The sequence below is a fragment of the Flavobacterium sp. LM5 genome (assembly GCF_002017945.1).
Lineage (GTDB): Bacteria > Bacteroidota > Bacteroidia > Flavobacteriales > Flavobacteriaceae > Flavobacterium > Flavobacterium succinicans.
Genome location: NZ_MUFX01000001.1, coordinates 210,812 through 224,175, shown reverse-complemented (window position 1 = coordinate 224,175; position 13,364 = coordinate 210,812). Strand labels below are relative to the sequence as shown.

The following is a 13,364-nucleotide window of genomic DNA, read 5'->3' as shown; positions in this document are numbered from 1 at the left end:
ACAAGAGCCATCAGATACTATTTGATGGCTTTTTTTTTACCTATGAAAAACGCCCTACTGTTTATATGTTTGCTTGCCATTTATACTATGCAGGCGCAAGAAAAAATTAGTTCTAAGAAGAAAAAGTTTTATGTACCCACCATCGAATATGCTGCTTTTCCTATTCTTGATAATGTGTTGACTCAAACTACTTTTTATCAAATGGATAAGGAATTGATTCAAGAGGAACTGATATTGAAAAAAAAATACTTTAATATCGATGGTTATATTAAAGATGCAGCGAACGGCAAATTGAAAATTTTTGTTACGATTGCTTTGCCTAAGTATAATAGTACGAAGGTGGATAGTATTTTTGATAAAAAGAAAGGTCAATGGAACTTCCGAGTAGCGTCAAACTATGCAGTGCAAATCAAAGTAGAGGCCAAATGCGCGGATAAAGTTTTGCTTGCAGAAAATTTTAATTCAATTGAGTCTTATTTTATAGGTGTCGATTATCAAAAAAGTGAGCTGAAGTTAGCGGTGGAGACCCATGATAAAGCTGTACAAGTAGCTTTTTTGAAAGAGGATTACAATGTGGAGGTTTTAGGTATTGATAACGCAATTTATCAATCTATGGAAAAGATCCAAAAATATCTTAATTATAAGCTTCGCTATAGTAAAGGCGAGTCTAAAGAAAAGTTTGAGTTTGTTACTACCAAAGGACATCCAGAATACAACCAGTTGCTTGGTTTTGAAAATGAAATTACTGCTCAGATGCAAAAAGTAACCTGGGAAAAAGGTTTAGATATAAAAACGCTACAGCCTCATTTAAACTATTTAGAGAGTTTGTTGATAAAATATCCTGTAGCTCCCGACAATGAATATCTTAGATTTATTGTTTTGAATAATTTAGCTCAAACTTATTTCTTACTAGAAAATAGAGAGAAAGCACTACTATTTGCCAATTTACTTATTGAGAACGATAAGTTAGATTCAAGAGGTTCTACCATCGTTAAGCGTGTTAATAACGCTTTTTTCGTAGATAAAATAAGTAGGCGTCATACGACTCGATTTACAGAGCTCAAAAAATTAGGTCTCAAAATTGCCGAAGAAAAAGAAGAACTACGTTTGGCTTTTTTTGAAAAAATCCAACAGCAAGATGCCGATTGGGAGCTTGAAAAATCGAATAGAGAAGCCAATTTGCTGAAGTCAAAAAATCTTCGATTGAATATGCTGGATTCTATTGCTTACCAATCTAAGCCTGATTTATTAGCCAAAGTGGTGGCTAGTTTAGGAGGGAGTCAAGCGTTAAAAAGTATCGAAAAAGCACATTTGTTTTCCAAGCTTTTTGTAGAAGGAAATCGAATTACACTAACGGAGGAAAAATGGGCTACTGCGTCTAATTATCTTTTGAAGAAAAAGATGCCTGAAAATTATTATGAAATCGTTAATGGTGCCGAGGCTTGGACGCATGATGATCGCGAAACAGGTGTTAATGCGAAATGGGCTAAAGAGACCTCATACGGACATAATTTATTAGCTAAAAACCTTGATTTAATTCATTTTTTATCGGATTTCAGGCTAGATTTGTGGAATGATTTAGAACTTTTAGAAGACCAAATTGTTGAAGGTACACCCTGTTATCATTTGAATTATTTTGAAAAAACATTGAACTCAGCTAATCGAAGCATTCCAAAAACCGATTATCATGTATTTATTGATAAAGCAACGTATAGGATTCTTGCCTCTGAAAAAACGGAATTTGATAATGGTAATAAAAGTTTTTTCGAAAGAAAATTGTTTCTAGACTACCGTCCAATCGCTGCATTAAATGCTGGGGCATTGCCACATAAAATTACCTATGAAATCGAAGATTTTAATGGAGATACCTTTTATCAAGAACTTAGGGAAAAGATCGATATTAATCCAGTATTCGGGAATCGAATTTTTATTAAAGAAGTTTATTTTGGTGGGTTTAAGTAGTATTTTTTAAATAAAATCAAAATTAATTCATAAAGAGTGGCTATTGCTGCTCTTTTTTTATTTTTTATCTTGTGTTTTGTCTAATAAAACTTTGTGAATTTTAAATAAATCCTCACACAATAATTCAAAATTCCTTACTTTTGCGCCTCGATTAAGAAAAGGATACAATGAGCACAAAATTTACTGAATACAAAGGACTTGACTTGCCAAAAGCGGCATCAGAAGTGCTTGATTTTTGGAAGAACGAAAATATATTTGAAAAGAGTGTAGCTACACGCGAAGGTAACACGCCTTTTGTGTTTTTTGAAGGACCTCCTTCGGCCAACGGATTGCCAGGAATTCACCACGTGATGGCACGTGCTATTAAAGATATTTTTTGCCGATATAAAACCCAAAAAGGTTTCCAAGTAAAGCGTAAAGCGGGCTGGGATACCCACGGTTTGCCTGTAGAATTAGGCACTGAAAAAGAATTGGGGATTACTAAAGAAGATATTGGAAAAACCATTTCTATCGAGGATTATAACGAAGCGTGTAAAAAAACCGTAATGCGCTATACCGATGTATGGAACGATTTGACCGAAAAAATGGGCTATTGGGTAGATATGGAAGATCCGTATGTGACCTATAAACCCAAGTATATGGAATCCGTTTGGTGGTTGCTAAAACAAATCTATGACAAAGATTTGATGTACAAAGGCTACACCATTCAACCGTATTCTCCAAAAGCAGGTACTGGTTTGTCTTCTCACGAAGTAAATCAACCAGGAAGTTACCGTGATGTAACGGATACGACTATTGTGGCTCAATTCAAGACATTACCAGAAACATTACCTTCATTTTTACAAGGTTTTGGAGCTATTCACATCTTAGCCTGGACGACAACACCTTGGACTTTGCCTTCCAATACTGCTTTGACAGTTGGGCCAAAAATCGATTATGTATTAGTAGAAACTTTTAATCAATACACATTCCTTCCTGTTAAAGTAATTTTAGCAAAAAACTTAGTCGGAAAGCAATTCGGAAAAGGTTATGTTGATGTAAATAATGATACGGAATTACTAGATGCGATTCGAGAAAGTAAAAATTTTCAAGAATATCAAAGGGCAATAGATTTGTTAATAAAACAAGAAAGTGAGAATTTAAATGATTCTGATAAAAAGCAATTTCATGAGACCAATAAACAAAGAATTAAACTTTTAGAAGAAATAAGAAGTAAGATCCCGTTTAATGTTAACCCTAATAAATGCAAAGGCCAAGATTTAGTTGACATTCGTTACGAACAATTATTGCCTTTTGTATTGCCATATCAAAACCCAGAAAATGCTTTTAGAGTGATTGCTGGTGATTTTGTAACTACTGAAGACGGTACGGGTATTGTACATACCGCGCCTACATTTGGTGCTGATGATGCTAAAGTAGCCAAAGAAGCTACTCCAGAAGTGCCGCCAATGTTGGTTTTAGATGAAAATGGTACGCCAGTTCCTTTGGTAGATTTGCAAGGAAGATTCATTCAAGGTCTTGGAGATTATTCAGGGAAATATGTTAAAAACGAATATTACAACGAAGGAGAAGCGCCTGAGCGTTCGGTAGATGTAGAAATTGCTATTCGTTTAAAAGAAGAAAATAAAGCCTTCAAAGTAGAGAAGTACGTACACAGTTACCCACACTGCTGGAGAACTGATAAACCAATTTTATATTATCCATTAGACTCTTGGTTTATCAAAATTACCGAGGTGAGAGACCGTATGTTCGACCTGAACGACAGCATCAACTGGAAACCAAAAGCTACGGGAGAAGGTCGTTTTGGGAATTGGTTGAAAAACGCCAACGATTGGAACTTATCACGTTCTCGTTATTGGGGAATTCCCTTGCCTATATGGAGAACAGAAGACAAACAAGAAGAAATCTTAATTGGTTCTGTAGAAGAATTATACAACGAAATAGAAAAAGCTATTGCGGCTGGTGTACAAACCAACAATCCTTTTGCTGGTTTTGAAATTGGAAATATGTCCGAAGCCAATTATGATTTGATTGATTTACACAAAAATGTGGTAGATCAAATTACGTTAGTTTCTGCTTCAGGAAAACCAATGAAACGAGAATCCGATTTGATTGACGTTTGGTTTGACTCTGGTGCTATGCCTTATGCACAATGGCACTATCCGTTTGAAAACAAAGAAAAAATTGATCAAAATACCGATTACCCTGCTGATTTTATTGCAGAAGGTGTCGATCAAACCAGAGGATGGTTTTATACTTTACATGCAATTGGTGCTTTGGTTTTTGATCGTATAGCTTACAAAAACGTAGTGTCCAACGGTTTGGTTTTGGATAAAAATGGACAAAAAATGTCCAAGCGTTTGGGCAATGCCGTTGACCCTTTTACTACACTAGAGGAATACGGTCCTGATGCAACACGTTGGTACATGATTTCGAATGCCAATCCTTGGGATAACTTAAAATTTGATATTGAAGGAATCGCTGAGGTGCGTCGTAAGTTCTTTGGAACGCTGTATAATACCTATTCGTTTTTTGCATTGTATGCGAACATCGATGGCTTTAGCTATGCAGAAGCTGAGGTACCTCTAGAGGAACGCCCAGAGATTGATCAATGGATCATTTCAGAATTGAACACGTTGATCAAAGAGGTAGATGTGTTTTATGCTGAATATGAACCAACCCGTGCCGCTCGTGCTATTTCTGATTTTGTTCAAGAAAATTTGAGCAACTGGTACGTGCGTTTATGCCGCCGCCGTTTCTGGAAAGGCGAGTATGCTCAAGATAAAATTGCTGCTTACCAAACGCTTTATACTTGTTTGTTAAGCATAGCAAAATTGAGTGCGCCTATCGCTCCTTTCTTTATGGATAAGTTATACAAAGACTTAACACAAGCGACAGGAACAGAGAATTTCGAATCGGTGCACTTGGCTCAATTCCCTGTTTCGGTTGAAAAGTTTGTTGATAAATCATTAGAGAGTAAAATGCAGAAGGCGCAGACGATCTCTTCACTAGTGTTATCACTGCGTAAAAAGGAGATGATTAAAGTGCGTCAACCTCTGCAAAAGGTAATGATTCCGGTACTTGACGCGAGTCAGAAGGCTGAAATTGAAGCGGTTGCTGACCTTATAAAAGCCGAAGTAAACGTCAAAGAAATCGAACTTTTAGACGATGCTTCAGGTGTTTTAGTGAAGCAAATTAAACCTAATTTTAAAGCTTTAGGGCCTCGTTTCGGTAAAGAAATGGGCTTGATTGCCAAGGAAATACAAGGGTTTTCGACAGATCAAATCAATCAATTGGATAAGGAAGGAACCATAAGTGTTGTAATTTCAGGAAAAGATGTAATTTTATCCTTAGAAGAGGTTGAAATTTCTTCCCAAGACATTGAAGGTTGGTTAGTGGCCAATGCTAACGGAATTACTGTAGCTTTAGACATTACCATTTCTGGAGAGTTGAGAAAAGAGGGAATCGCCAGGGAATTAGTAAATCGTATTCAGAATATCCGTAAAGATTCTGGTTTCGAGGTGACTGACAAAGTAAAAGTGTACGTTCAAAATCATCCTGTTTTACAAGAAGCCATTCTAGCAAATGAAAATTATATCAAGTCTGAAACACTAACAGAGGCCTTGATTTTTAGCGATAGCTTGGAAAATGGTATTGAAATTGAATTTGATGATATTCATACTAAATTAACTATCACAAAATAGAACAACCAAAAAAAGTAACCAACCATTAAATTAATTTAGGCTATGACCGAGGAAATGACAAGATACTCAGACGCTGATTTAGCAGAGTTCAAACAGATAATAAAAGAGAAGATAGATAAAGCACAAGCGGATCTTGACTTGATAAAAAGTGCCTATATGAATGATTTAAATAATGGTACAGATGACACCTCTCCTACGTTCAAAGCTTTTGAAGAAGGTAGTGAAACGATGTCTAAAGAAGCCAATTCACAATTGGCTATTCGTCAAGAGAAATTTTTACGTGACTTAAAAAACGCGCTTTTCCGTGTAGAAAACAAAACCTACGGTATTTGTAGAGTAACCGGTAAGTTAATTGGCAAAGAAAGGCTTAAAATTGTGCCTCATGCAACCATGAGCATCGAAGCTAAAAATTTGCAACGATAAACCATGTAAATTCTAAATTGTAAATTCCAAATTCCAAACTTCTTCGTTGGAATTTGGAATTTCTTTTTTGTGTTTTTTCTCTTGAATTTGATTATTTTTGCCCATTAAAATCTTTAAAATGTCTTTACGCCAAGCTTATATTATTGTATTTCTACTTTTGTTAGTGGACCAAGTTTCTAAAATTTATATCAAAACTAATTTTGTTTTAGGCGAAGAAGTGACGGTCTTCAATTGGTTCAAAATACATTTTATAGAGAACGAAGGAATGGCTTGGGGAACCAAAATCCCCGGCGAATACGGTAAATTATTTTTGACCTTATTCCGAATTTGCGCTGTACCAGGAATTGGTTATTGGTTGTGGGACACCATCCGTAATCACCAAAGTTCTAACTACCTCATTGTGGCTATTGCTTTGATATTTGCAGGTGCCTTAGGAAATTTAATTGATTCTATTTTTTACGGTGTTATTTTTAACGATAGCTACCAACAATTAGCAGTCTTATTTTCTCAAGAGCCCTACGGTACTTGGTTTCATGGGCAAGTGGTCGATATGTTTTATTTTCCTATCATTAAAGATTATCCCATGCCAGAATGGGTGCCTTTTATTGGCGGTAGACCTTTCACGTTTTTTAATGCTATTTTCAACGTAGCCGATGTGGCTATTTCTACTGGAGTAGGAATCTTAATCGTATTCAATAAAAAAGCTTTTCATAAACCATAGGCGCAGTTTTAGGAGCTTTATCCTGCTGTACGCTATATCTTTTTATACCAAAAACCCTTTCAGTATTAATAACTGAAAGGGTTTTTGGTATAAAAGGATGCCGCTTCCATCAGGGCTAGGGTTTTGTCTTACCCAAACAGCTCGGCTGCTACGTCTTCTATTTTCGTAACCAACCGAATTTGAATCCCTGTGTTTTTAAGCGCAATTTTGTTGTATTTTGAAACGAATATGGTTGAGAAACCCAGTTTTTCAGCTTCTTGTATGCGTTGGTCTACTCGATTTACGGGGCGAATTTCTCCAGAAAGCCCCACTTCGCCTGCAAAACAAAAATCTTTGTGGATCGGTATGTCTTCGTTTGAAGATAAGATGGCGGCAACCACAGCCAAATCAATCGCTGGATCATCGACGGAAAGTCCTCCTGTTACGTTCAAAAAGACATCTTTAGCGCCCAGTCGAAAACCAGCTCTTTTTTCTAAAACAGCCAAAATCATATTCAATCGCTTGGCGTTGTATCCTGTTGTGCTTCGCTGTGGCGTTCCGTATACTGCAGTGCTTACCAAGGCCTGTATTTCTATCATTAAAGGACGCATACCTTCTAGCGTTGTAGCAATCGCGGTTCCAGAAAGTTGTTCGTCTTTGTGAGAAATCAAAATTTCAGACGGATTTGAAACTTCGCGTAAGCCACTGCCCAGCATTTCATAAATTCCTATTTCGGCAGTTGAACCAAAACGGTTTTTAAGCGAGCGAAGGATGCGGTACACGTGGTTTCTGTCGCCTTCAAATTGTAAAACCGTGTCTACCATATGTTCCAGAATCTTGGGTCCTGCAATGGTACCATCTTTGGTAATGTGTCCAATAAGAATCACGGGAACGTTGGTTTCTTTGGCAAATTTAATCAACTCTGCAGTGGTTTCTCTAATTTGAGAAATACTTCCAGCAGTCGATTCAATATAATCCGTATGCAGCGTTTGAATCGAATCGATGATAACAATCTCAGGCTGCATTGTTTCGATTTGTTTAAAGATGTTTTGCGTTTTGGTTTCGGTCAAAATATAGCAATTGTCTCCATTTGGAGTAATGCGTTCCGCCCGCATCTTGATTTGCTTTTGACTTTCTTCCCCAGAAACATACAAAGTTTTATAAGGCAGTTTTAAGGAAATTTGCAGTAACAGTGTGCTTTTTCCAATACCGGGTTCGCCACCTAGTAAGATTAAGGAACCAGGTACAATTCCACCTCCTAAAACACGGTTCAATTCCGCATCGGTGGTGTCTAGTCTAACCTCTGCTGTCGAATCAATTTCGTTGATGCGTAACGGGCGTGGTGCTTTACTCAAAGCAACAGGTTCACTTTTCCAAGCTACTTTCTCTTGTCTTTGTACAATTTCTTCAGCAATAGTATTCCATTCTTTACAGGAATTACATTGTCCTTGCCATTTGGCATATTGAGCGCCACAATTTTGACAAAAAAAGGTAGTTTTTACTTTAGCCATTATTTTTTGGGTGCTATTTTGCTTTGCATTGCTTCGTATTTCTCTAACATCATTGTTTTTGTTAATGCTCCAATTTCTAGCAGTTGCGAAGCATTTTGATAACGTTTCATCGCTTTTTTGTAGTCTTCTTGTTTTTCATACATCAACCCCAATTCATATTCAGCCAACATGGATTTTGGATAGTATTTATCGGCCAAAATTGACAATTGATCCAGTTCGTTATAGGCTTTATTTTTTAAGATAGCGGCTTCAATTGCTTTAAAATCGTTTATTCTGATTGGAATATCAAACCGCAGTGTTTCTTGCATATTGGCGTATTTTTTTTCTAAATAATCCACATAGCCTGAGGGAAGTAGGGCTATTTTATTGGTAAATTCTGAGGAACTGATAGGCTTGTAGTTTTCGAAAATTAAATGCAATGCACTTGGGATTGCAAATAAAGTTTGGGAATAATGACCAGTTTCTTTGAACGACTCAAATTTAAAATGAACCAATGGATTATCGTCTCTCTTAATGTTTTGTTGCAGCAGCTGTATCGATTCGGCTATTGATTTGATTTCGTCATCACTGGTTGATAAATAATAAAACACCGGATTTTTGGTAGCGTTGAGTTGTTCGGCCACTCTTTTTTCCATCAATGGTGCTAATTCGGGATTTAATACGATGTAGGCGTTAAAAATTGGATTTTCTTTATATAAGAAGAAATTCAAAAAACCTGCCGTAGTGTCTAGTCCAGCAATCATCCGAAAGGGAGCGACACGGTATTTTTTTTCCAAATAAGGCAATAATTCTTGGCTAATAAATTCATAAAAAGCAGCTCCTTTTTCAAAGGGAAGGCCTTGTGCAGTGTCAAAAGCGCAATCGTCAACCCGTTCGTCGTTGTGGTTTTGATGTATGCCTACAATAATAGTTTCGGGTAAATCATCCCAATAGCTGCCGTAAGCGAGGGCACCTTCAAATGGGGGTAACAAAAAATCGCCATCTAATACAATTAAAACAGGGTAGGTTTTGGCTGTTTTTTTTTCGTAGGATTCAGGTAAGCTTATTGTGATGGTGCGTTGTTCATCAAGTCTTTCTGATTGGAAGGTTTCGGTTTTTTTTTGAGCGTACAACGCGACAGTGAAGAATAATAGTACAAGCACTTTTTTCATGGTTAAGCCGTCTAGATTAGGGTTACATTAAAAGCAGGGCAAGTTACTATTTTAATTCATTTTATGATAAAATAGTAAAAAAATAGTGCGATAATGTGAGTAAAATCAGTGGATGACTGGCTTGTTGTTGAAAGCGTTGTATGGTTTAGGTTAACGAGTTGTCGTTTTCGTTAGGAAAAACAATCCAAGGCTTGAAAGTTTTGGCTTCTTCAAATTCTAAGGTAGCGTATGAGATGATGATAATGATGTCATCTTTTTGAACTTTTCTAGCAGCGGGGCCATTTAGGGTAATGATTCCCGAGTTTTTTTCGCCTTTGATGGCGTAAGTTTCAAAACGTTCGCCATTGTTGATGTTGACAATAGAAACTTTTTCACCTTCAATGATGTTTGACGCATCAAGTAAGGCTTCGTCAATAGTAATACTTCCGATATAATTTAAATCGGCACCCGTTACTTTTACACGGTGAATTTTAGATTTTACGACTTGAATTTGCATGGGGCAAATGTAATTAATTTAATGAAATGGTATCGATCAAGCGGGTATTATTAACAAAAAGCGCTATAAAAGCTCGATAATTTTTTGATATTTCTTTGCTTTCGATAGGTAAAAGTGTTGATTCGTCAGCAATTACGAAATATTCTAATTCAAAGGCGGGGTGGTTTTTGAACGTTTTTACCACCCATTGCTGCACTGAATCAGCAGTTTGGGTTGTGAATTTTTCTTTGGCGCTCTGAAGTGTTTGGTAGATAAAGGCAGCCTCTTCTCTTTCGGAAGCCGATAATCGTTCATTACGAGAACTCATGGCAAGTCCGTTGGCTTCTCTAAAAATTGGGCATCCTACGATGGTTACTGGAAGTTGATTTTTGGAAACTAATTTTTTTACAATCTGTAATTGTTGAAAATCCTTTTCCCCAAAATAGGCTTTTGTTGGAGTAACTATTTCGAATAATCGTTTCACTATGGTACCAACACCATCAAAATGACCGGGTCTAAAAGCGCCTTCCATTTGGTTTTCTAGACCGTCAAAGTCAAACGATTGGGCTTTGGTTTCACCTTCGTAAATATCGTCTACTGTGGGAGCGTACACAATAATTTCATTGCTTAAGCTGCTTATTTTTAACACATCAGCCTCTAGTGTTCTAGGGTATTTGTCTAAGTCTTCTGCGTTGTTAAATTGTGTAGGGTTTACAAATATACTAACAACTGTTACATCGTTTTCTTGTATAGATTGTTTCATTAAAGCCAAATGACCTTCATGCAAGGCGCCCATGGTGGGAACAAAGCCTATCGTTGAAGATTGAGTTTTGAAACGGATCAAATAATCTGTTAAATCGATGTTTTTATTGAATATTTGCATGTTCAAAGTATTAAAATTGGGTACAAACATAATATTTTAGTCTATAACTGCATAAAATTTTGTAATTTTGCACCGTTTTTATTGCCAAAACTTAAAGTAAATACTACTATGAAAGACAAGAGGATATTATATGTGTCATCTGAGGTTGTTCCTTACCTTGCTGAAAATGAGGTCTCTTTAATGTCTTATGATGTGCCAAAAATGATCAATGATCAAGGCGGGCAGATTCGAATTTTTATGCCACGTTATGGAAATATTAACGAAAGAAGGCATCAATTACACGAAGTGATTCGACTATCTGGAATGAATTTAGTGGTGAATGATCTGGATATGCCTTTGATTATCAAAGTAGCATCGATACCAAAAGAACGCATTCAGGTCTATTTTATTGATAATGATGAGTATTTTAAGCGCAAGGCTACCTTTGCAGATGAGGATGGAGTGATGTATCCTGATAATGACGAGCGTGCGATTTTTTTTGCTAAAGGCGTGGTTGAAACCGTGAAAAAATTAAACTGGGTTCCAGATATTATCCATGTTCATGGCTGGATGGCTTCAATTTTGCCGGTGTATATGAAACATTATTACAAAAACGAGGCATTGTTTTCAGAGACTAAAATTGTAACTTCAGTTTACTCAGAATCTTTCACGGAAACATTAGATCCTGATATGATTAATAAAGTCAAGTTTGATGGTATTCCTAGTGAAGCAATTGCTGATTTAGAAGTGCCCAATTATGAAAATATCATGAAAACGGCAATTATAAATTCCGATGCGGTAATCATTGCTTCCAATAGCTTGTCTCCAAGTTTAACAAAATTTATAGAATCTTCTGATAAACCTTTTTTATCTTTCCTCCCTAAAGATGGTTTTGCTGAGGCATATACCAATTTTTATATTAACCAGGTGCTTTAATTTTAACTTTACATTATTTATGTATACTACTGCTTTCTTAAAGAAGTTATTTGTTTTTTGTGGTTTTTTGCTTTTGTTCTCTTGTGATAAAGACTATAATTTGGTTGGAGAAGATTTAATTGGGGATAACAATTTTGATTTAGGAAAGTATTATTCTCCCGTAAAAGCCTATAATCAAAAAACAGGACCGGTTCAGGCCAATAATTTGCCTATAAATGCTTTAGGTTTTTATACCAATCCAGCTTTTGGAACCACAGCAGCAAGTTTTGTAACGCAAGTTGTTTTGTCCGAGGTTAATCCTACAATTGGTGCAAATGTTGCAATGGATAGTGTGGTGATTACTATTCCTTATTTTAGTACTGGTAAAGTTACAGACGCTTCTACGGGTAAAACCACCTATGAATTGGATTCTATATATGGTAAAGCCAAAGCGAAGTTCAAGTTAAACGTTTTTGAATCTGGTTATTTTATTCGTGATTTAGATCCTTCAACGAATTTTAAAGATAGACAGCCATATTATAGTAATCAAAAAAGTGATTTTGATGCGCTAAAAATTGGATCTCGCCTTAATAATTCAACGGATGTAAAACAAAATGATGAATTTTATTTTGATCTAACTGAAATTACTGAGACTACTACAGATGAGGAAACTAAAAAAGTGACCAATACGAGAACCAAACCCGCTATGCGTTTGAAGTTGAGTAACGATTTCTTTTTGAATAAAATTTTAAAAGCCCCTGCAGGCAAATTAAGTACTAATGATGCTTTTAAAGATTATTTTAGAGGATTGTATTTTAAAGTGGAAAAAAACGGTACTGATGAAAGTCTGGCTTTAATTAATTTCTCTGCTGGAAAAATAAAATTGTATTATAAAGAAGACTCTTCTACCACTACTAATGGTACAACCACGGTAAAAAGAGTGAATAAAACTTTGGATTTAAAATTAACAGGTAATACGGTTAATTTTTTAGAACAATCCAATCTTGATGCTGCTTATAGCAATGCCATTACAAGCCCTAACACAACTGAAGGGGACTCGAAATTATACCTAAAAGGAGGTGAAGGTTCCTTGGCGGTAATCGAGCTTTTTGGTCCAGACGGGAATAATAATGGCGTAGCAGACGAATTAGAAAGAATAAGAGAGAACGGTTGGTTAATTAATGAAGCCAATTTGGTTTTCCATATTGATGCCCCTGCGATGGCTACTTCGGTTGAACCTAATCGTATTTTTATGTATGATCTTACTAATGAGGCTTCTGTTTTGGATTATCTAACTGATTTAACCTCTAATGCATCTAATAGCAAAAAAAACAAATTTATTTTTGATGGGATTTTGCAGAAAGAAGCAGTTTCTAATGGTAGAGGGAAAACGTATAAAGTTCGTGTCACCAACCAGATTAAAAATTTAATAAAGTATAAGGATTCTACCAATGTTAAATTAGGAGTGGTGGTTACCGAAGATATCAATATAAGTACTTTTAGTAAATTACAAACCCCTAATGCGCTCTTTTCTTTTTTGCCAACAGCTTCTGTACTTAATCCGTTAGGGACTGTGCTTTATGGCGGACATCCTGCAGTACCTGAGGACAAAAGGTTGCGCTTAGAAATTATTTATACCAAACCAAAATTATAATTAGAAT

General features: G+C 36.1%; 10 protein-coding genes. 6 read left to right on the top strand and 4 right to left on the bottom strand.

All coding sequences use genetic code 11. The annotated features are described in order from the left end of the window. Positions 1-24: 24 nt before the first annotated feature. The 4 genes from BXU11_RS00930 to BXU11_RS00915 all read left to right on the top strand — a co-directional run bounded on the left by BXU11_RS00930 (position 25) and on the right by BXU11_RS00915 (position 6,810). A complete protein-coding gene (locus BXU11_RS00930; protein WP_223253642.1) occupies positions 25-1,962 on the top strand; it encodes a hypothetical protein in 1,938 nt (645 codons plus the stop codon). 167 nt (positions 1,963-2,129) lie between these two features. Next, positions 2,130-5,666 carry an isoleucine--tRNA ligase gene (gene ileS / locus BXU11_RS00925; protein ID WP_078210672.1) on the top strand — a complete coding sequence of 1,179 codons (3,537 nt, stop codon included), beginning with the start codon at positions 2,130-2,132 and terminating at the stop codon, positions 5,664-5,666. 42 nt (positions 5,667-5,708) lie between these two features. Next, entirely contained in the window at positions 5,709-6,089 is a 381-nt protein-coding gene (locus tag BXU11_RS00920) for a TraR/DksA C4-type zinc finger protein (RefSeq protein ID WP_024979821.1), read from the top strand. Positions 6,090-6,207: 118 nt separating this feature from the next. Beyond that, the gene (locus BXU11_RS00915; RefSeq protein ID WP_078210671.1) at positions 6,208-6,810 is read left to right on the top strand and encodes a lipoprotein signal peptidase; all 603 of its coding nucleotides are present in this window, start codon (positions 6,208-6,210) and stop codon (positions 6,808-6,810) included. 128 nt (positions 6,811-6,938) lie between these two features. Here the strand turns inward: BXU11_RS00915 and radA are convergent, their stop codons facing one another. From radA to panC, 4 genes are all read right to left on the bottom strand, one after another. After that, the gene (gene radA / locus BXU11_RS00910; RefSeq protein ID WP_078210670.1) at positions 6,939-8,300 is read right to left on the bottom strand and encodes a DNA repair protein RadA; all 1,362 of its coding nucleotides are present in this window, start codon (positions 8,298-8,300) and stop codon (positions 6,939-6,941) included. Beyond that, positions 8,300-9,451: an alpha/beta hydrolase gene (locus tag BXU11_RS00905; protein WP_078210669.1), complete on the bottom strand. Its 1,152-nt coding sequence runs from the start codon at positions 9,449-9,451 to the stop codon at positions 8,300-8,302. The genes radA and BXU11_RS00905 overlap by 1 nt, the downstream gene beginning before the upstream one ends. A gap of 145 nt (positions 9,452-9,596) precedes the next feature. Beyond that, positions 9,597-9,947 (bottom strand): aspartate 1-decarboxylase, encoded by a 351-nt coding sequence (panD, locus tag BXU11_RS00900; RefSeq protein ID WP_024979825.1) that lies wholly within the window; start codon positions 9,945-9,947, stop codon positions 9,597-9,599. A gap of 13 nt (positions 9,948-9,960) precedes the next feature. Continuing rightward, on the bottom strand, positions 9,961-10,839 hold the full coding sequence (gene panC / locus BXU11_RS00895) for a pantoate--beta-alanine ligase (RefSeq protein WP_078210668.1): 879 nt from the start codon (positions 10,837-10,839) through the stop codon (positions 9,961-9,963). Between the two features lie 78 nt (positions 10,840-10,917). Between panC and BXU11_RS00890 the strand changes: the two genes are divergently transcribed. Together BXU11_RS00890 and BXU11_RS00885 are read left to right on the top strand one after the other, a co-directional pair. Next, on the top strand, positions 10,918-11,724 hold the full coding sequence (locus BXU11_RS00890; protein WP_024979827.1) for a glycogen/starch synthase: 807 nt from the start codon (positions 10,918-10,920) through the stop codon (positions 11,722-11,724). Between the two features lie 19 nt (positions 11,725-11,743). Further along, positions 11,744-13,357, top strand: coding sequence for a DUF4270 domain-containing protein (locus BXU11_RS00885; protein WP_078210667.1), 1,614 nt, complete (start codon positions 11,744-11,746; stop codon positions 13,355-13,357). The last annotated feature ends 7 nt before the right edge of the window (positions 13,358-13,364 follow it).